Consider the following 20354-nt stretch of genomic DNA (forward strand, 5'->3'; position numbering starts at 1 on the left):
ACCGGAAATCATAAAAGTAGCTGTATAGCTCGAAAGAGTAAACAGTAGTGGTGTCATGGACGCACCCTGAAAAAGGCAGTATCCCGCCTCTATTCAGATGCTCTGGTAACTCAGTTACCGAGCAGTTCACATATGTCTTTGCGAAAAACAAGGGCGAAAGAATGGCCATTAGGAATGGATAAAAATAAAACAGGTGATTGTGGAACGATCAAAATTTGTCTGCAATTGCAAGCTTAAATAAGAAAGGAATGATAAAAAGATGGAAGGAAAAAAGAAAAATCTTGCAGAATCAGGAAATGAAATCAACACAGCAGAACTTTTAAAACGCCTGGAACATCCCTCCGGCCGGGTAGATGTTGTGCTGGATACGGATACGTTTAATGAGATCGATGACCAGTTTGCATTGGCTTATCTGATCTGCTCAAAGGAAAAATTGGATCTTCAGGCTGTCTATGCGGCTCCGTTCTCAAATGAGAAAGCCAAAGATCCGGCAGAAGGAATGGAAAAAAGCTACCAGGAAATCCTGCATATTCTGACATTAATGGAGAGAGATGATCTGAAGCCTGCGGTTTACAGAGGATCAACGTCTTTCCTTTCGTCAGAAACAGAACCGGTTCTTTCAGAAGCGGCAAAGGACCTTGCTGAAAGAGCAATGAAGTATACAAAAGAGAAACCATTGTATGTAGTATCTATTGGAGCGATTACAAATATAGCTTCCGCTCTTCTTTTAAAGCCGGAAATCCGGGAACGGATGGTTGTTGTCTGGCTGGGAGGCCACTCTTTGCACTGGCCGGATACCAGAGAATTTAATATGGAACATGATGTTGCGGCGGCAAGAATTATTTTCGGCTGCGGCGTGGCCCTGGTACAGCTGCCTTGCGCAGGTGTCGTCTCCGAATTTGCGACAAGCGGCCCGGAACTGGAATATCACCTTAGAGGAAAAAACAAACTTTGTGATTATCTTGTGGACCTGACGAAAAGCGAAGCTGAAAAATACGCAAAAGGCAAAGCCTGGACAAGAATTATCTGGGATGTGACAGCGGTAGCATGGCTTCTGGATGGTGATTTCGAGGAAGATTACCTGGTACATAGTCCGATTCCGGGATATGACAATCATTATGTGTTGGATCCTCAGCGGCATTTTATCCGTTATGTGTATCATGTGAAACGGGATTCACTGTTTACGGATCTTTTTGCAAAACTGGGAAGAAGCTGATGTAGTGACGATTCCCGCAGAAGTGAAGCACTGGCACGGGGCAAAGAAGGATAGCTGGTTCAGCCATCTGGCTGTGGAAGTTCCTGGCGAAGAGTGTAGCAATGAGTGGTGTGAACCGGTGAGCGATGAACAGTACGAAAGTCTTGAAAAATAAAACGGAGAGTGCAGAGCTTTTCACCGGCCCTCATCAGCGCGGCCATAGGTCCGCCTTTTAACACGGTTATCGGCCAGTGCATGGGAGCAAAGACATTCCCCAGGCAGAGCGATATTTCCAGGTAATCTGAGAATAAAAGCTGTTCTTCCGTAAAAAGAAGAATGGCTTTTTTCTGTATAAGCGTAGCTTTCTGACGGATTGTGGACTATAATAACCGTAGTTCATGCGCGGGATCTTCACGGCCATCCAGTGAAAATATCGGCGCTGGAGACGTTAAGGAGAGAAAAATGGCACTGCCGGATACATTTGATAAATTGAAAGAGCTGCTCGCTCAGGACCAGTTTGAGGTGCTTCTGGATGAGGAGAACAAAGAAGAAAAACAGGAGATCCGTCTGGTCTATCTCATGAACGACGCGGTGGAAAGCTTTCTGGTCTTTCACGAGGCCAGACTCACGGGAGAGTACCGGAAGGAGTACGAGGGGGAGCTGGTCTCTTCCCTGAGTGAAAAAGAAAAGGACGAGATTCCGGGGCCCCGTTATGTTCTCGTGGTTCATCAGGGAGAGACTGTGGTGACGGTGTTTTTCGAGGCGCTCTCTCTGGAGGTAAACTGCTACGATTACGGAGAGGTAGGTCATTTCTGGATGAAGGGCTGGGAATATCTCCGGCTTCTGGAGTACCGGCTTGCCATTCTCCGGGATAAGCGGGACTACCTGGGGGAGAGCTTTTGCAGCAGGGAGGAGGTCGCGCTCTCGGAGCTGACGGCTTTCCCGCCTCTGAATTACTGCTGTTATCCTTCTGTTTCCAAGGAATATATCGTTCCCCGGGAAGAACCCTGGACGCCCAACAAGGAAGCTCTGGCTGTGATGGAAGGAATGGCGGAAAAAGTGGGAGATAGGAGCTTTCTTTTCTGGCTCGGCATTTATCGGCGGTTTTCTTTTTGCTTTCTGGCCCGTTTTCTCGCGAACCGGCTTCACAAAAACGCTCACGCACCGCTCGTGGATCTTCTCGCAGAGCGCCTGAAAGCAGCGGCGGCGCTTTACCCCAGGCGATTCTTCCCCGAGATGGAAGGCCGTCTCGCTCTGGCCGAAAAACGCCGCCAGTTTCTGGAAGCCCAGGGAATCCACGCCGATATCATCCGGGAAGAGCCCTTCACCACCGCCAGGGATTCCATCGAAGGCAAAGTCTATGTGATGCGCTGGAAAAAGAGCGGAACGAGCAGGAAAGTTGTGGTGGAGGAAATAAAAGAAAACTAAAGTCAGGAGGCATATTTTATGCAGGCAACAAAAGACAACCGCCTGGGTACAGAAAACATCACCCGGCTGATGATCTCGCTGGCCATCCCTTCGGTGCTGGCACAGATCGTAAACGTACTTTATAACATTGTGGACCGGATCTACATCGGGCGGATTCCGGGGGTGGGGGCTGTGGCCCTCACCGGCGTGGGCATCACCTTCCCGATCATCACGATCATTTCCGCCTTTTCCGGCTTCGCAAGCGGCGGGGGTGCTCCATTGGCGGCCATTGCACTGGGACAGGGAGATCGGAAACGGGCAGAAAGGATCCTGGGAAACGGTGTTTCTATGCTTCTGTTCTTTACCGTGATTTTGATGGCGTTTTTCTTCGTGTTCCAGAAGCCGCTGCTCTATGTATTCGGGGCCAGTGACAATACGATCGGCTATTCCTCGACCTACATCAGCATTTATCTTCTCGGCACAGTCTTCGTGGAGCTGGCTGTAGGCCTCAATACTTTTATCAGCGCCCAGGGCCAGGCCCGGACCGCCATGTTCTCCGTACTGATCGGAGCCGTGGTCAATATCGTGCTGGATCCGATTTTCATCTTCGTTTTCCACATGGGCGTGGCAGGCGCGGCCGTGGCCACGATCATTTCTCAGGCCTTAAGCGCCGCCTGGGTTTTACACTTTCTCTGCTCGGAAAAATCCGGAATCCGTCTGAAAAAGGCAGGCATGAAGCCGGATTTCTCCCTGATCGGCCAGATCATGGCCCTTGGCGTGTCGCCCTTTGTCATGTCTGCCACGGAGAGCGCTATCACGATCGTGATGAACCATGGCCTGCAGGTCTACGGGGGCGACCTCTATGTCGGTTCCATGACGATTCTCCAGAGCGTTCTGCAGCTGGTTTTCGTGCCGATCAGCGGTTTTACCAACGGCGTGCAGCCCATCATCAGCTACAACTTCGGCGCGGGAAAATTTGACCGGGTGAAAATGACCATCAAGAGAATGATCTCCATCACCTTCCTGGCGGCCTTCGTCTATGTGGTCTTCGCCATGTTGCGGCCCGGTCTTTTTGCCAGACTTTTTACGACGGATGAGGATCTCATCGCCCTGGTGAAAAAAGTCCTGCCCGTCTACATCGCAGGCATGTCCGTTTTTGGCATCCAGAGCGGTGTCCAGAGTTCTTTCCTGGGACTTGGCCAGGCAAAGATCTCCCTCTGCATCGCCCTTCTTCGTAAGGTGATCCTTCTGATCCCCCTCGCCCTGATTCTGCCGCGGTTTTTCGGCGTTATGGGCGTTTACTATGCGGAGCCCGTGGCGGATATCCTCTCCGTTCTCACCGCCAGCACCCTCTTCCTGCTGAACATCCGAAAGATTCTCTCCAAGGAGATGCTGGCGAAAGTGACCCACACGACATGAGTTTCAGAATCAGCTCGATTCCGCTTCGCGTCATCTCGCTGTGGCTTGTCACTACATAGATTTTCAATCAAAAGTGTTTGTTCGTGCAAGCATGACTCACACTTTTAGCAGAAAATCCGCCCGGCTTTGAAGAGTGCAAAAAAGTCATATAATTTGAAAAAAAAGACACTGTTTTTTCGAACTCAATTATGCTACTCTGGAACCAAACGAATTGACTCACAAGGAGGTTTACAACTATGGAAAAATGGGTGAGAGCAAACTATCAGCCGAACCTTCCCTTAGGCGAGGACGGCAGAAAGATAACAGCTTGCGCGGAGCATCTGGCTCTGGCCAGAAAGGCCGGTACGGAAGGTATGGTGCTTCTTAAGAATGCCGGAAAAATCCTTCCGCTGGCAAAGGGCTCCAGGCTGGCCCTTTTCGGCAAAGGCGTTTTTGACTATGTGAAAGGCGGCGGCGGAAGCGGCGACGTGACCGTTTCCCATGTGAGAAATCTCTACGACGGCCTCAAGGAAGAAAAAGGCCTGGCCGAGATCTATGAGCCGCTGGCAGATTTCTACCGGGAGAACGTGAAAGAGCAGTACGCAGGCGGTGCGGTTCCGGGCATGACTGTGGAGCCGGAGGTTCCGGCAGAGCTTTTTGCCGGGGCGGCAGAGTTTACGGACACGGCCCTGATTGTCATCAGCCGTTTCTCCGGCGAGGGCTGGGACCGGAAGAGCGTCCGCTATGAGGGGCAGGTTTCTGATGAGGGGCATCAGTCCGAACTCAGTGAGAAGATTTTCCAGAACAGCGATTTCTGCCTGACGAACGAGGAAGCCGCCCTTGTGGCCAAGGTGAAAGAGAAATTTGACCGCATCGTCGTGGTTCTGAATGTGGGCGGTATGGTCGATACTTCCTGGTTCATTGATGATGAGAATCTTCCGGCTGTGCTCATGGCATGGCAGGGCGGCATGGAAGGCGGCCTTGCGATGGCGGACGTCCTTATGGGAAAAGTGAGCCCATCCGGAAAGCTTTCCGACACCTTTGCAGGAAGTCTGGACGATTATCCATCCACAGCAAACTTCCACGAGTCTCCGAACTATGTGGAGTACACCGACGATATCTATGTGGGCTACCGGTATTTTGAAACTATTGCCCAGGCGAAAGAGAAGGTCAACTACCCCTTCGGCTATGGCCTTTCCTATACTGAGTTTTCCATCGAGCCGATCTGGAGCGGCGAAAAAGACGGCACAATCTATGTGACGGCTGAGGTCACAAACACCGGCTCTTTCCCGGGCAAAGAGGTGGTTCAGCTCTACTATGGCGCACCCCAGGGGCTTTTAGGCAAACCGGCCCGTGTGCTGGGAGCCTTTGAAAAAACGAAGGAGCTGAAACCCGGCGAGACTGAGACCCTCGTTCTCACGATTCCGACGGCGTCCATGGCTTCCTACGACGATCTGGGTAAGGTGCAGAAATCTGCCTACGTCCTGGAAAAAGGAGATTACCATTTCTATCTCGGAAATTCTGTCCGCGACGCAGGTCTGCTGGATTTCGTCTGGACTCTTGACGAGAATCAGGTGACGCTCCAGCTCATGGAGAAAATGGCTCCTTCTCAGCTGCCGAAGAGACTGCTGGCTGACGGAAGCTTCGAGGAACTGCCCCAGAGAACACCCAACGATTTCATGGAGAACGGCCTTGGCTGGCCCGATCACAATCCAGAGGGCGATGCACCGGCAGTACGGGCAAGAACCCGCTATAAGCTCTGGAGCGAAACACCAGAGAAAAAGATCATGCTCATCGATGTGGCAGAAGGCAGAGCTTCCCTGGATGAATTTATGGCGCAGCTTACAGATCTGGAGCTTGCAGAGCTTCTGGGCGGCCAGCCGAACACCGGCGTGGCAAACACCTTCGGCTTCGGAAATCTGCCGGAGTACGGCGTGCCGAACTTCATGACAGCCGACGGCCCTGCCGGCCTTCGTATCGCTCCTCAGTGCGGCGTCTGCACGACCGCATGGCCCTGTTCCACGATGCTGGCCTGCACCTGGAACCGCAGCCTTGTGGAAGAGGTGGGAGCGGCAGCAGCCAAAGAGGTCAAGGAGAACAACATTTCCTTCTGGCTGACGCCGGCTGTAAATATTCATAGAAGCCCGCTTTGCGGCCGTAACTTCGAGTATTACTCCGAGGATCCGTATCTGGCCGGAGAGATGGCTTCCGCCATGGTCTTAGGCATCCAGTCTCAGAAGATCGGCGCCACTGTGAAACATTTTGCCTGCAACAACAAGGAGACCAACCGGAAAAACAGCGACTCCCGCGTTTCCGAGCGTGCGATCCGTGAGATCTACCTGAAAGCCTTCGAGATCATCGTGAAAAAAGCAGATCCCTGGGCAATCATGTCCTCTTACAACCTTATCAACGGTCATCGTGCTTCCGAGAACAAAGACCTTCTCACCGGAATCCTCCGTGACGAATGGGGCTTCAACGGCCTTGTGACCACCGACTGGTGGACCAAGGGCGAGCACTACAAAGAGACCCTGGCCGGAAACGATATCAAGATGGGAACCGGTTACCCGGAGCGCCTGATGGAAGCCCTGGAGAAAGGACTCATCACGAGAAAAGATCTGGAAGTTTGTGTGGAGCGCGTGCTGAAAGTGCTCATGAGAGCAGAATAAAATAAGAAATGGGAGAGGACTGCCGCTCAATTATCTATTTTGATGATTGTGCGGCAGTTCTCTTTTTGAAAAATAACCATTTTAGAGGTCGGAGCAGGGCTTTGATTTTGTTCAGGGAAATGTGGTCAACGAATCCCCTGGTTTTGCATGACTGCATTTGACATTTTTGAACTTTGCAGTCAATAGATCACTCGATTTTCCATAACCGCATTTGACATTTTCCAATATGCGGTCAAATCGGACCTACAGCCCTGATTTGGAAAATATATCTGGAAAAGCGGCATTCTCTTTTTATGAACAAAAAAGTCAACATTTCTGAAAACCGGAAAATCCCCGGATTTATCAAGCTTTTTTAGAACAATGGAAAGCGTATATTGCTCCTGTATGAAAAGCTCTGTGAACACAGAAAGAAAAAAAGTTTACAAAATTGAACAAAAGTACTTGACTTTTTCAAAAAAAAGTATAAATATTACCTTATAACAACCAAACGGAGGAAAATACCTATGACTAAGATTATTGGCACCAGCCTGCCGAACATGCCCTGGCAGGACAAGCCCGCCGGAGAGAAGATGCCGGTATGGCGTTATGACGCAAACCCGATCATCGGCCGCTACGAGCAGAAACGCTCCAACAGCATTTTCAACAGCGCAGTTGTTCCCTTTGAGGATGGCTACATCGGCGTATTCCGTTGCGACAGCCGTTCCATCAGCATGGACATCTTTGTTGGAAGAAGTAAAGACGGAATCAACTGGACCATCGAGGACGAACCGGTAAAATTCGAGGGAGCAGATCCGGAGATCCTGAAACGTGAGTACCGTTATGATCCCAGAGTCTGCAAGATTGACGACAGATACTATGTGACCTGGTGCAACGGTTACCATGGCCCGACTATCGGTGTGGCTTACACCTACGACTTCAAGAAATTCATCCAGCTGGAGAATGCTTTCATCCCCTTCAACCGTAACGGCGTTCTCTTCCCGAGAAAAATCAACGGCTACTACATGATGATGAGCCGTCCCAGCGATACCGGCCATACTCCCTTCGGCGATATCTTTGTAAGCCAGAGTAAGGATATGGAGTTCTGGGGACATCATCGTTACATGATGGGCGCTTACAAGGGGGACGCTTCCGCATGGCAGAGCACCAAGATCGGTGCAGGCCCCGTTCCCATCGAGACCGACGAGGGATGGCTGCTGATCTATCACGGCGTACTGACCACCTGCAACGGCTATGTATACCGCATGGGCTGTGCTCTTCTGGACATCGACGAGCCCTGGAAAGTGAAATATCGTTCCAAAGATTATATCATGGCTCCGATCATGCCCTATGAGTGCATGGGCGACGTTCCGAACGTGGTATTCCCCTGTGCTACCCTGGCTGACGCTGATACCGGAAGAATCGCCATCTACTATGGCTGCGCTGACAGCGTAACCGGTCTGGCTTTCACCACCGTAGACGAACTCATCAGCTATATGAAAGAGAACAGCTTATAATCTAGCATAACAGTTCAGAGCATTAGCAAAAAGGAAAATAAGACTATGCAAACTTGTTTGCAGTAGGCTGAATTTCCTTTTTGTAATGGGTGGAACGGCGCTGAGTCCCAGTGGGACTCGTTTAGCGCGGACCGAAATGGAATGTAGACCCATTAGCCTCAGACAGAAGCTGCGAAAGCAGCGATAGCGCATGAAATGCGCGGGTCTGTGGCCTGCTGCGCTGAACGTCCTCAGGAGATATTGAAATGATTAAATTTGCCAAAGAGCGGGTAAATCTGATTTGCAATCAGCTGAAGGGCTGGTCCATCGTGCAGAAAGTGCATCTGGACAGCATGCGGGTCAAAGAAGGATGCTTTATCACTCCGACGGAGGCTGACGCTGCCCCGGGCGAGTGGAAAAATTTTGACATGGGAAAAGATCACTGGTACGGCCCGGACCGCCATTACTGGTTCCGGACAGAAGTGACGGTTCCGGAAAGCTTTGACGGAAAAGAGCTCTGGCTTCGGATTCACACCGGCCTGAACGACTGGGATGACGGACGGAACCCCCAGTTCCTCCTTTTCATCAACGGCCAGGTAATCCAGGGGCTCGACATCAATCATCGTGAGGTTTTTGTAAAAGCCAACGCGAAAGCAGGCGAGACCTTCCGCATGGATCTTCAGTCCTACACCGGAACCCTTCACGACGAGTTCCATCTCATTGTGGATCTGGAGGAGCATGACCGCAAGCTTCGGAAAGCTTACTATGACATTGCAGTTCCCATGTACGGCCTGAACCGTATGAAAGAGGATGATAAGATCCGTCTGGATCTTGAGACCGCCCTCACCGACACCATCAACCTTCTGGACCTTCGGATGCCCTACAGCAAAGAGTTTTACGCTTCCGTGGAAGCTGCAGAGGCTCATGTGCAGGAAGCCATCTATGAGAAAATGGGCGGTTACGACGAGGTTATCGCGACCTGCATCGGCCATACCCACATTGATGTGGCCTGGCTCTGGACCATCGATCAGGTGCGCCAGAAATCCTGTCGCAGCTTTGCCACTGTGCTGAAACTCATGGAGGAGTACCCGGACTATCATTTCATGTCCAGCCAGCCCAAGCTCTATTCTTTTGTAAAAGAGCGCCATCCCGAGATGTACCAGCGGATCAAAGACCGCGTCAAAGAGGGACGCTGGGAGCCGGAAGGCGGCATGTGGGTGGAAGCTGACTGTAACCTGACCTCCGGAGAGTCACTGGTTCGCCAGTTCCAGTTCGGAAAGAGATTTTTCAAAGAAGAGTTTGACGTGGAGAATAAGATCCTCTGGCTGCCGGACGTATTCGGCTACAGCGCAGCTCTTCCCCAGATTATGAAAAAATGTGGCATCGAGTATTTTATGACCACGAAGCTTGCCTGGAACGAGTTCGACAAACACCCTTATGACAGCTTCATGTGGGAGGGAATCGACGGAAGCCGGATCTTTACCCATCTGATCACGACCCTGGGAGTCGGTCAGCCCGAGACCAGCTTTTTCACCACTTATAACGGCATGCTTCATCCGGATGCTATCATGGGCGGCTGGCACCGCTATCAGAATAAGGATATCAACAACGATATTCTCGTGTGCTTCGGTTACGGCGACGGCGGCGGCGGCCCGACCAGAGATATGATGGAAATGTCCGGTCGTATGGACAAAGGCATCAAGGGCATTCCGAAAGTCCGTCAGGCCTTTGCCGGTCAGTATTTCGACGAGCTCTGGGAGCGCGTGAAGGACAACAAGAGACTGCCTGAGTGGATAGGCGAGCTCTACTTTGAGTACCATCGCGGAACCTACACCTCCATGGCAAGAAACAAACGCTCCAACCGTAAGAGCGAGTATGCGATGATGGAGCTGGAACTCCTCTCCGTTCTGGCAGAGCTGGCCGGAAAAGAGGCTCCCGCTTACCCGAAGAGCGAACTGGACCGCATGTGGGAGATGATCCTCACGAACCAGTTCCACGATATTCTGCCGGGTTCTTCTATTAAAGAAGTATACGACCAGACGAAAAAAGAGTACGCTGATATCGAGAAGACCTCCAAAGAGCTGATCGACGAGCGCCTGTCCTACCTCACCGATGAGAAGGAAGAGGCTGTTACGATCTGGAACACCCTGGGTTATGAGAGAAACGACCTGGTGGAGCTTCCCGCTTTCGATGGCAGCGCTCTCACCGACGGCGTGGCTGTTTACCCGGTTCAGAAGACGGCAGAGGGCGCCGTTACCTATGTAAAAGGCATTCCTTCCAAGGGCTATGTGGTTCTTCGAAGCGCAGAGGTAGCTCCGAAAAAAGAGACTTTTGAGATTTCAAAGCGTCCGGAGGGCGGCTTCTCCCTGGAGACTCCCTTCTACAGCATCGTCATCAACGATCAGGGCGAGTTCACCTCCCTTTTCGATAAGGAAAACGACCGCCAGGTGCTTCAGGAGGGTAAGGTTGGAAACGAGCTTCGGATTTACGAGGACAAACCGCTCTGCTACAGCAACTGGAACACCGATATTTTCCATCAGGAAAAATCCTGGCGCGTGGAAAATGTGCGCTCCATGGATTGGCTGGAGAAGGGCCCGGTACGGGCAACGCTTCAGGTAGAGAGAGAGCTCATGGGCACCGTGATCCGTCAGAAGATTCATTTCTACGGCGAGGACAGAAGAATCGATTTCGAGACCTATGTGGACTGGAAGCTCAGCGAGCATCTGCTGAAAGTACACTTCCCGGTAGACGTGCATACAGACGAGGCCACCTACGATATCCAGTTTGGTAACCTCACGAGAAAGATCCACGAGAATACCAGCTGGGATATGGCAAAATTCGAGGTATGCGGTCACAAATGGGCAGACCTTTCCGAGGGAAATTACGGTGTCAGCCTGATGAACGACTGCAAATACGGTTTCTCCATGAAGCATCGTGTCATGACCCAGACCCTCATCAAGTCCGGTACCGAGCCCAACCCGCACACCGACCAGGAAGAGCATTTCTTCACCTATTCCCTTTATCCTCATGCAGGAACCTGGAAAGAGGGCGGCACCGTTCAGAAGGCACTGAACCTGAACGTGAAGGCAAGAGCTGTCAAAGGCGCTGCCGCAAAGGAAAACTGGTCTTTCTTAAGTGTGGATAAGGCAAATGTGGTTCTTGAGACTGTGAAGAAGGCCGAGGACGGCGACGGCATCATCGTCCGCCTCTACGAGGTCAACAATTCCAGAACACCAGTGACTCTGGCCTCTGCCGGAAAGCTTTGCGAAGCCCTGGAGACAGACCTTCTGGAAAATCCGGTAGAAGAAAGAAAACTGGAGGTGACGGATCATACCGTTTCCTTCACCATCAAACCTTACGAGATACTGACTCTGCGTCTGCAGATGAAAGGGTCTCAGAAATAAAAAAACAGCTGCTTCCCGATGCCCAGTAAGCATCGGGAAGCAGCTGTTTCTGATAACAGGAAAAAATCCGCTGGCATTATGATTCTGTAGAAGAACAGAAGAGTACCTTGGTGGCCAGATAAATGACTTCAAAGGGGTCATCAGGATGCTGGATCCGGAAAAGGATCTGGGTGGCCAGACGAAGTCCCAATCCCATAGTGGGAACCTCTGCAGTGGTGAGGCTTTCCGAGAGCGGATTTTCGATATTCTTGTCAAAACCGGAGACTGCGATATCCTGCGGGATCCGAAGTCCGCGCTTTTCCAGAAGCTGGAGCAGGATACAGCCCACATGGTCGTTGGCACAGACGAAGGCATCGGGCATTTTCGGAAGGCTGTCGAGGAAGCTCTCGATTTCTTCTTTATAAGTATCGATACCGATGGGAGTGGTCAGGGTCATGGAAGGATCCAGAGAGAGGCCATGATCATCCAGGGCTTTCAGAAATCCGTCATAACGCTGGTGGTTGGATTTTGCATAGGAGATATCACCAATGAAGCCGAAGGACTGGCGGCCCTGCTCGATCATATGACTGGTGATTTTGTATACACTGTTCTTGTTCTCCATGAGGATCATATCGCCGTTCAGCTCCTCCGGCGGTACGGAATCTGCCGTATCCAGAAAGACCTTGGGGATCCGGGCCTCGGCCAGCAGATGGAGAAGCCGCTGATTGTATACATTAAGCACGATCATTCCGTTGGCGGTGCCGCCGGTGAGGGCAGCCGGAAGGACGTAAGTTTCATCGATGGAGGTGGGAAGATACACATAGACCAGATTGATGTTCTGGGAAGTGAATTCCTTCGCGATCTGGTGGATGATGTTCATCCAGAAAAGAGAAGTCTCGGGGCGGCAGACAGCCACGGCGATGTTTACCGGGGGCTGTTCGTCCGCCAGCGGGGCGAACTGAAAGTTCTCAGGAAATTCATAACCGAGCTCCTGGGCTTTGGCGATGATCCGGCTCTTGAGGGAGTCGGAAACTCCCTCGTGGCCGCTGAAAACCTTCCACACGGTGGTTCTGGAGATGCCGAGGGAAGCGGCGATCTCCTGGAGGGTTACTTTTTTCATACGGCAGCGGGTCCTTTCAGCACGCGTTCCACTTTTCCGTTGGAATGGAGAAGGAGCACATAAGCGTCGTCAGCGGAGGGGCAGGAGAGCAGGAAGGTGCGGCTGGTGGTTTCCACGGTGATCGGAAGATCCCCGCGGAGGGAAACGTTTGCCTCGTTGGGAGCGTAAGCTTTCAGCGTTTCTTTGAGCTCGTTCAGGTCATTGCTGAAGCTTCCTTTTGTATCCAGAAGGATCTGCTCGGCATAGTAACATTTGCGGAGCTCCCATTTCCGGTACTCGTCCTCGGGAATCGCGTAATCGCTGCGGGCAGCGTCCTCAGAGAAGAAGACGAAGCCCCACTGCTCCGGATAGTGGATGTTGATGACGCCGGTCGGTGCCCATACCCAGTTGTCCTCGGGAAGGATTTTTCCATTCTCATCGGTGCGTTTCTGATAGGAGTGGTCGATGATATCGGTCTTCCACTGCACGCGGGAGAAGTTTATACGGTAATACTCGCCGTCTTTCGGAGCGCGGCGGTCCTTCAGACATTCGGTGATGGCTGCGAAGGGGATCACTACCTCGACGCTCCAAGTCTTGTTTTCTGCATCGGGATCGTTGATGGAGCCCTCCACATGGACAGCCGTCTGAAGGCCGTGGATATCGTAGCCGTTCAGAGCGTCGCCGTTGTCGCGGTAAGCCACCGGCAGGAAGAGATCCCAGACGGTGTTCAGCACATTCATCTCGAACTCATAGTACTGGGCGGTATCGGAATCCGGGTCGATGAAGATCTCGAAATCGTTGTCCTGGAAAATGATATCGTCCCGTTTGGTCACATGGCCCCAGATCTCATTTCCGTCGAGCTGTGCGCCAAAGTAGAAATTTTTGTCATCCCAGAGCATCTTTGCCCGGGTGAGGAAGCGGGGGGTAGGCATGTGGCTGCCCTTGATATCGAGGAAAGCGTCGGTGAAGGGAGCGTCCTCCCAGAAGGGTTTGTTGATGTTTCCGTCCAGGTGGAAGGGTTTCGTTGCTCTGCGGCAGATGTAGACGGGCGGCTGGAAGTCTACGGCCGGGATAGGAATACGAATCTGACTCATTGTGAAATACCTCTCTTCTTCATTTTTGAAATGTTCAGGGCTGTAAAAACTGAACGTTAGAAAACAGCCAATACATGAGAATATCATAACATTTTGTTGTCGGAAAAACAACAAAATGAACGAAAAAAAATTTTTTGTGGACATATTTTTAAAAAAAGGGTATGATGACACCATCATATGAAGCGCCTGGAGCGCAGAAAGAGGAGAAGCATGGAAAAATATCAGGACGCGGCCCTCTCTCCCAGAGAAAGAGCAGAGGATCTTCTGGAAAAAATGACACTGAAGGAAAAGGTAGGCCAGCTGAACCAGCGGCTCTACGGTTTCCGTATTTATGAAAGAGACGGCGAGAACGTTACCTTTACCGAGGAGTTCCGCGAGGAAGTGGAAAAAATGGGGGGCCTGGGCGTTCTGTACGGTTTTTACCGGGCAGATCCCTGGGCGGATAAAGATGAGAACACGGGCATCACGACCGGTCTTTCCGGGAAAGCCTACAATGCCCTGCAGAAATATGTGCTGGACCATTCCAGGCTGGGAATCCCGGTGATGATGAGCAGCGAGTGCCCTCACGGCCATCAGGCTCTGGGCGGCGGTCTGCTCCCGGTCAACCTTGCAGCGGGAGCCACCTTTGATCCGGAGGCTTTAAAGGAAGGCTACGAGGCCTGCGGCCGTCAGCTGAAATCCGGTCATGTGGAGCTGGCGCTCATGTCTGCTCTCGACGTGCTCCGGGACCCGAGATGGGGAAGAAGCGAGGAGTGCTATTCCGAGGATCCCTGTCTTTCCTCCCGGATGGCAGCGGCGGCCGTCACCGGCATGCAGTCCGAGGGCGTGAGTTGCGTGGCCAAGCATTTCTGCGGCCAGGGCGAGACCACCGGCGGAGTTAATGCCAGCGCAGCGAGAATCGGCGAGCAGGAACTCCGGGAGATCCATTTTCCCGCCATGCAGGCTTGCTGTGATGCCGGTGTGGACGGCGTTATGGCTGCTTATAATGAGATCGACGGCGTTTACTGTCACGGTAACCCCTGGCTTTTAAGAGATGTACTCCGGGAAGAGATGGGCTTTCAGGGCATTGTCATGGCAGACGGTCTGGCTGTGGACTTTCTTAAAAATACCGAGGGAGATACTCTTCATGCGGGAGCCACCGCCCTCAAAGCCGGTGTGGACGTGGGTCTCTGGGACGAATCCTTCTCCAGACTCGGCGAGGCTGTGGAGAAAGGACTTGTGGATGAGAAACTTCTGGACGAGGCTGTTCTCCGTGTGCTGGAGCTGAAATTCAAGCGCGGTCTTTTCGAACATCCTTATATGGAAGAAAACATGCTCGAAGCTGAGGAGGCAGGCATCAACGCGGCATCCTTAAAACTGGCCAGAGAGTCCGCCGTCCTTCTGAAAAATGAAAAGCAGGTTCTTCCGCTGAAGGATCATTATAAGAAGATTGCCCTCATCGGCTACCATGCGGCTGACCGTTATGCGATGCTGGGAGATTATACCCCGCCTATGCCGGAGAGTTCCTGCGTGACCGTTCTTTCCGGAATGAAAAACGAGGCTCCGGAAGGTGTTTCTGTGGAATATGCGATGGGTTCCGGCTTCAATCAGGCCGACGGGGCGGAGCTTGAGAAGGCGCTGAAACTTGCGAAAGAGAGCGATGTCATCGTGGTGGCAGCAGGTGGTTCCTCCTCTCGTTTCGGAGGAGCAGTTTTTGACGAAAACGGAGCCGTCTCCAAGGAGAGCGGAAGCCTTTCCATGGACTGCGGCGAGGGTATGGACAGCGCCATGTGCCATATTCCGGCTGCCCAGGAGGAACTGATCCTGGAGCTTTCTAAACTGGGAAAACCTCTGGTGGTGCTTCTGATCGCTGGAAGACCTTACTGTATCGAAGAGATCGAAAAAGCTTCCGATGCGGTGCTTTATTCTTTCTATCCGGGACCCATGGGAGGAAAAGCCCTGGCAGACCTGGTTTATGGAAACTGCTGTCCTTCCGGCAGACTGCCGGCCTCTCTTCCGCGTCATGTCGGACAGCTTCCTGTCTATTACAACTCCAGGTCTTCTTCCACTGCGGCCTATCGGGATATGGAAAGCCTGCCTCTCCACACCTTTGGCGAGGGCTTGAGTTATACGGGATTTTCCATTTCTGATGTTAGGACTGCTTTTGTGGAAACAGAGGAAAAGCATTTGGATGTGGATAGCGGGATCCGGGTAAGCTTCCGGATAAAAAATACCGGAGACCAGGAAGGGACGGCAGTTCCCCTGCTTTTCAGCCGCCGGCTGCAGGGAACTCCTGTTCCAAGAGTGAAGGAGCTGAAGGCTTTCACGAGAGTAGAACTGAAGGCAGGAGAAGAAAAAGAAGTTTCCCTGACGGTAAAAAGAAGTGCGCTTGATCCGGTGAAGGTGCCGGGGCGGAGAACAGACCGGGCGGACCGGGTGCTTCTGATGCTCACGGAAGGAAAAGATGAGTGCTGGAAGGAAGAAGTGATACTTTAACGTGTGCAGATCCCATAGCATTTGCTTAAATTTCCAGTTGACATGTTCAAAAGAATGCAATAATATAAAGAAAAACAAGTGAACAAAACAGTTGAAACTGTTAAAATATCAAGAAAAACGGGCGCAAAGAAGCGTAAAAACTTCTTTGCGCCTTATTTTTAAAAATTTCTTTGGGCAATATAGTGAAAAAACGATAATTGAATTTGTGAAAAATACCAAAAAATATAAAGAAGTGATAAAATGTAGTTGACAAAAAGTGAACTAAAACTTAAAATAAAAACAACAAAAGCCCTAGTAATCCACAAAAAATGTAAACTGGATTGGTAACATTATACAAAACAATATATTTGCTAAAGAGAATACAAAACAAGAATGTTCATAATGTTCACTTAACGGAGTACGGTGCCGGAGGGCAGTTACAAAAGCAACACAAATCCATAAAGGAGGAGAAACACATGAAAGCAAATCAAACCAAAGTGAAAAAGAAAGGCCGTACGGTCAGAGCTTTCAAGAGAGATCTGTCGCTCTGGCTGTTCTGTGTGCCGGGTGTGGTGCTGACATTTATTTTCAGCTACATTCCCATGTACGGTATTCAGCTGGCCTTCCGGAGGTACAATGCGAAAGCCGGTATCCTGGGAAGCCCGTGGGTAGGTCTTTACTACTTCCAGAGGTTCTTCTCATCCCCGTATTTCGGAACGACGATCAAGAACACGTTGATCCTGAGTCTGTATGGACTGCTCGTATCCTTCCCGCTTCCGATCATCCTGGCTCTGATGCTGAACTCTCTCCGGTTCAAAAAATACCGTAAAGTCATTCAGACCGTAACTTACGCGCCGAACTTCATTTCTACTGTAGTTATGTGTGGTATGATCACCCTGTTCCTTTCACCGTCGATCGGTGTCATCAACCAGATCATGAAATCCATGGGCATTGATGCCGTGAACTTCATGGCGAAGAAAGAGTACTGGAGACATATTTATGTATGGACCGGCGTATGGCAGAGTACCGGATGGAGTTCCGTTATCTACTTTGCGGCTCTGGCGGGCATCAGTCCGGAACTTCATGAGGCGGCAAAGGTTGACGGAGCGACCAAGTTCCAGCTGATCCGTTATATCGATCTTCCGTCTATCCTTCCGACAGCAACGATCCTTCTGATCATGAACTGCGGAAGCATCCTTTCCATCGGATTTGAGAAAGCTTACCTTCTGCAGAACAGCCTGAACGGAAGCGTATCCGAGATCATTTCCACTTATGTATATAAGGTTGGTCTGGTAAATAACGATATGTCATACTCCACAGCCATTGGTCTTTTCAACACCGTTGTAAACCTGGTGCTGCTGATCATTGTGAATAAGGCATCCGATAAGATGTCAGGAAACAGTCTGTGGTAGGAGGAAACTGAACATGAAAAAAGAAAATTACAATATGAAAACAAAACCTGTAAAGCGATGCAGGGAAGATGTGATCTTCGATACGGTCATCTTCATCATCCTGACGCTGATCCTGTTTGTTGTGGCCTATCCGCTTTACTGGGTTATTATTTCTTCCTTCAGCGATCCGACAGCTGTATCTGCCGGTAAGGTTCTGCTCCGTCCCATGGGTTTTACCCTGAAGGGATATGCAGAGGTATTCAAAAACAGTCAGGTCATGCGGGGCTTCTTCAACTCCATCGTGATCACCTTCGTTGGTGTCTGTGTAAACCTGGCAGTTACCCTTCCCACCGCTTATGCGCTTTCCCGTGACAATTTCTCCGGAAAGAAGCCGATCACCGTATTTTACATGATCACGATGTTCTTCGGCGGCGGAATGATCCCGACTTACCTGGTTGTTAAAAACATGCAGCTGCTGAATACGATCTGGGCGCTGGTGCTTCCGGGCTGCTTAAGTGTTTACAACATGATCGTGGCAAGAACTTTCTTCAAATCCAATATTTCCGAGGAGCTTTATGAGGCGGGTGAGATCGATGGCTGTACGCAGTCCAGATTCTTCTTCCAGATCGCACTGCCGCTGTCCAAAGCGATCATCGCGATCATGGTCCTCTATTATGGAGTTGGCCACTGGAACAGCTATTTCTCAGCTCTGCTTTATATTTCCGATCAGGATAAGTACCCCTTACAGCTGGTACTGAGAAACATCCTGATCACTAACCAGACGGCTCTTTCACAGACGGCTACCACCGCTGCAGCCCGTGCAGCCCTGCAGGAACAGCAGCAGCTCATTGATGTTATGAAATATTCTCTGATCATTATCAGTAGTGTGCCGGTCCTGATCATGTATCCGCTGGTACAGAAGCATTTTGTAAAAGGTGTTATGATCGGTTCCGTAAAGGGCTGATACACCGAAAACTTTTAACGATTTATTTTCCGCCGGCGTCTGACAATACGAACCCGGTCATCCCATAAGGGGCGTCGGGCGGTATGATAAATGGAACATTTTATTATGAGGAGGACAAAACAATGAAAAGAAAAACCGTTGTCGCTTTACTGGCAGCTTCCATGATCTTAAGCATGGCAATGCCCGCAGCAGCAAGTGATTCCACCGAGGAAACCACAGAAGTTACTACAGAAGCAGCTACAGAAGCAGCTACAGAAGCAGCTACAGAAGCAGCAGCTGAGGCAGATGCGAGTCAGCCGATCACCAAGGCAGAGGATCTGGATCCGGCTATCGCAGCAACCACCGCTGAGACCACACAGGAGCTTCCGCTGGTAGCGAACGAGGGAGATGCAAGCTTCTCCATGTTCGTAGATGATTCCAGTGCTACCGGTGAGTTCGTAATGATGGATGAGCTGAAGAAACAGACCAATGTAGACGTTGAGCTTCGTCTGTTCCCGTACGAGACCGCTACCGAGAGACTGAACCTGGACCTGAACTCCGGTGACTATGCAGATGTTATCGCCGGCTGGACCTTAAGTGATAGCCTGATCCTGAACTACGGCGTAAACCAGGGCGTATTTGTTCCGCTGGAGGAGTACTTCGAGAAGTCCTGCCCGAAGATCACCGAGATCCTGAACCTTAAGGGTGTCAGAGAGAAAATGACCGCTCCGGACGGACATATCTACAGCATTCCTTATGTAGTAGAGGATGATCTTGTTGGTTATACACCGTACATCAACGGCCAGTGGCTGGAGAACCTGGGTCTTGAGATGCCTACCACCACCGATGAGTTTGAGGCAGTTCTTCAGGCCTTCAAGGACCAGGATGCCAACGGAAACGGAGATACTACCGATGAGATTCCGTTCTCCACAGACCCGAACAACAAACACATCGAGGCAATGGCTGGTTACTTCGGAATGCCGATGAACAAAAAAGGTCTGGCAATTGTTGACGGTGAGACCGTATACGGCGGTGTCAGCTCCAAATACCGTGAATTCCTTTCCTGGTTCAGCGGCATGTATCAGAAAGGCCTGATCGATACCGAGCTTTATACACAGGACAGCTCCACCTGGGAAGGAAAAGGAAGCAGAGATCTGTACGGCGTATCCATCGCTTACGGAAGCAACGAGTTCTCCGGTATCGCACGGGGTCCGGAGAAGAGTGTATGGGATGTTCTGCCGGTACTGAACACCGAGAATGGCGGTATCTGGCTGCGTGATACCAGTGGATTCAGCGTATACAGAACCCAGGTTGTTGTAACCGACAATGCAGAGGATCCGGAACTGATCTGCCGCTGGTTCGACAATGCATTCTCTCTTGAGAACGGTATCGGAATTTCCACCGGCCCGGTTGGCACCATCGTTACCAAAGAGGATGACGGCTATCATGTAATCGATAAATCCACTCTGTCTGAAGAGGATCAGGAGAAATATTCCTGGGCAAACCTGTGGCCGCAGGCAGTTTCAAAATATATGCCGGCTGGCTTCCGTCTGGTAGAGGCAAATCCGGACTACGATGAGAAAGCTGCCGTAGAGAAGATTTATGAGCCGAACATGACTGAGGGTGTGATCGAGGAAAACTGGATTGATATGGGCAGCATCGATACTTATGCAGATATCAGTACCGCTATCAAAGATTACTTCGAGCAGCAGCAGGCTATGTTCGTAGCAGGCGAGCAGGATATCAACGATGACGCTACCTGGCAGGCATATGTAGATGGTATGTATGCTCTGGGTCTTGAGGACTGGCTGTCCATTCAGGGTATCAGCACCATCGCTGAGTAATTGAAACA

Annotated in this window: 12 protein-coding genes and 1 pseudogene; 11 read left to right on the plus strand and 2 right to left on the minus strand. The window is 51.0% G+C overall.

Annotation, left to right across the window (positions count from 1 at the left end; genetic code table 11):
• The first annotated feature begins 259 nt into the window (after window positions 1–259).
• The 7 genes and pseudogenes from LKD71_RS13015 to LKD71_RS13045 all read left to right on the plus strand — a co-directional run bounded on the left by LKD71_RS13015 (window position 260) and on the right by LKD71_RS13045 (window position 11542).
• Window positions 260–1216: a nucleoside hydrolase gene (locus LKD71_RS13015; protein ID WP_227615775.1), complete on the plus strand. Its 957-nt coding sequence runs from the start codon at window positions 260–262 to the stop codon at window positions 1214–1216.
• A pseudogene (locus LKD71_RS13020) lies at window positions 1215–1370 on the plus strand (cupin domain-containing protein); the annotation flags it as partial. The gene LKD71_RS13015 and the pseudogene LKD71_RS13020, both read left to right, overlap by 2 nt.
• A 287-nt stretch (window positions 1371–1657) precedes the next feature.
• Window positions 1658–2623, plus strand: a complete 966-nt coding sequence (locus LKD71_RS13025) for a DUF3878 family protein (RefSeq protein ID WP_227615776.1) — start codon at window positions 1658–1660, stop codon at window positions 2621–2623.
• A gap of 18 nt (window positions 2624–2641) precedes the next feature.
• Window positions 2642–4021: an MATE family efflux transporter gene (locus tag LKD71_RS13030; protein ID WP_227615778.1), complete on the plus strand. Its 1380-nt coding sequence runs from the start codon at window positions 2642–2644 to the stop codon at window positions 4019–4021.
• Window positions 4022–4257: 236 nt separating this feature from the next.
• Window positions 4258–6666 carry a glycoside hydrolase family 3 protein gene (locus LKD71_RS13035; RefSeq protein WP_227615780.1) on the plus strand — a complete coding sequence of 803 codons (2409 nt, stop codon included), beginning with the start codon at window positions 4258–4260 and terminating at the stop codon, window positions 6664–6666.
• A 503-nt stretch (window positions 6667–7169) separates the two neighbouring features.
• Window positions 7170–8159, plus strand: coding sequence for a glycoside hydrolase family 130 protein (locus LKD71_RS13040; protein WP_178045321.1), 990 nt, complete (start codon window positions 7170–7172; stop codon window positions 8157–8159).
• 245 nt (window positions 8160–8404) lie between these two features.
• Window positions 8405–11542: an alpha-mannosidase gene (locus tag LKD71_RS13045; RefSeq protein ID WP_227615781.1), complete on the plus strand. Its 3138-nt coding sequence runs from the start codon at window positions 8405–8407 to the stop codon at window positions 11540–11542.
• Between the two features lie 76 nt (window positions 11543–11618).
• Here the strand turns inward: LKD71_RS13045 and LKD71_RS13050 are convergent, their stop codons facing one another.
• Window positions 11619–12641, minus strand: coding sequence for a LacI family DNA-binding transcriptional regulator (locus LKD71_RS13050; RefSeq protein ID WP_227615783.1), 1023 nt, complete (start codon window positions 12639–12641; stop codon window positions 11619–11621).
• Complete coding sequence (locus tag LKD71_RS13055) at window positions 12638–13714, minus strand: carbohydrate-binding family 9-like protein (RefSeq protein WP_227615785.1); 1077 nt, start codon at window positions 13712–13714, stop codon at window positions 12638–12640. The genes LKD71_RS13050 and LKD71_RS13055 overlap by 4 nt, the downstream gene beginning before the upstream one ends.
• Before the next feature lie 210 nt (window positions 13715–13924).
• Here LKD71_RS13055 and LKD71_RS13060 point away from each other — a divergent pair, with 210 nt between their 5' ends.
• From LKD71_RS13060 to LKD71_RS13075, 4 genes are all read left to right on the plus strand, one after another.
• Window positions 13925–16189, plus strand: coding sequence for a glycoside hydrolase family 3 N-terminal domain-containing protein (locus LKD71_RS13060; RefSeq protein WP_227615786.1), 2265 nt, complete (start codon window positions 13925–13927; stop codon window positions 16187–16189).
• 455 nt (window positions 16190–16644) lie between these two features.
• Window positions 16645–17580, plus strand: a complete 936-nt coding sequence (locus tag LKD71_RS13065; protein WP_177309969.1) for an ABC transporter permease — start codon at window positions 16645–16647, stop codon at window positions 17578–17580.
• Window positions 17581–17593: 13 nt separating this feature from the next.
• Window positions 17594–18523, plus strand: a complete 930-nt coding sequence (locus LKD71_RS13070; RefSeq protein WP_117766289.1) for a carbohydrate ABC transporter permease — start codon at window positions 17594–17596, stop codon at window positions 18521–18523.
• 122 nt (window positions 18524–18645) lie between these two features.
• The gene (locus LKD71_RS13075; RefSeq protein ID WP_227615788.1) at window positions 18646–20346 is read left to right on the plus strand and encodes an extracellular solute-binding protein; all 1701 of its coding nucleotides are present in this window, start codon (window positions 18646–18648) and stop codon (window positions 20344–20346) included.
• The last annotated feature ends 8 nt before the right edge of the window (window positions 20347–20354 follow it).

The sequence above is a fragment of the Fusicatenibacter faecihominis genome (assembly GCF_020686945.1).
Lineage (GTDB): Bacteria > Bacillota > Clostridia > Lachnospirales > Lachnospiraceae > Limivivens > Limivivens faecihominis.

What these genes read in the sequence shown, in the direction of transcription:
- LKD71_RS13015 (WP_227615775.1), top strand. Translation starts at nt 260, where the DNA reads ATGGAAGGAAAAAAGAAAAATCTTGCAGAATCAGGAAATGAAATCAAC.
- LKD71_RS13025 (WP_227615776.1), top strand. Translation starts at nt 1,658, where the DNA reads ATGGCACTGCCGGATACATTTGATAAATTGAAAGAGCTGCTCGCTCAG.
- LKD71_RS13030 (WP_227615778.1), top strand. Translation starts at nt 2,642, where the DNA reads ATGCAGGCAACAAAAGACAACCGCCTGGGTACAGAAAACATCACCCGG.
- LKD71_RS13035 (WP_227615780.1), top strand. Translation starts at nt 4,258, where the DNA reads ATGGAAAAATGGGTGAGAGCAAACTATCAGCCGAACCTTCCCTTAGGC.
- LKD71_RS13040 (WP_178045321.1), top strand. Translation starts at nt 7,170, where the DNA reads ATGACTAAGATTATTGGCACCAGCCTGCCGAACATGCCCTGGCAGGAC.
- LKD71_RS13045 (WP_227615781.1), top strand. Translation starts at nt 8,405, where the DNA reads ATGATTAAATTTGCCAAAGAGCGGGTAAATCTGATTTGCAATCAGCTG.
- LKD71_RS13050 (WP_227615783.1), bottom strand. Translation starts at nt 12,641, where the DNA reads ATGAAAAAAGTAACCCTCCAGGAGATCGCCGCTTCCCTCGGCATCTCC.
- LKD71_RS13055 (WP_227615785.1), bottom strand. Translation starts at nt 13,714, where the DNA reads ATGAGTCAGATTCGTATTCCTATCCCGGCCGTAGACTTCCAGCCGCCC.
- LKD71_RS13060 (WP_227615786.1), top strand. Translation starts at nt 13,925, where the DNA reads ATGGAAAAATATCAGGACGCGGCCCTCTCTCCCAGAGAAAGAGCAGAG.
- LKD71_RS13065 (WP_177309969.1), top strand. Translation starts at nt 16,645, where the DNA reads ATGAAAGCAAATCAAACCAAAGTGAAAAAGAAAGGCCGTACGGTCAGA.
- LKD71_RS13070 (WP_117766289.1), top strand. Translation starts at nt 17,594, where the DNA reads ATGAAAAAAGAAAATTACAATATGAAAACAAAACCTGTAAAGCGATGC.
- LKD71_RS13075 (WP_227615788.1), top strand. Translation starts at nt 18,646, where the DNA reads ATGAAAAGAAAAACCGTTGTCGCTTTACTGGCAGCTTCCATGATCTTA.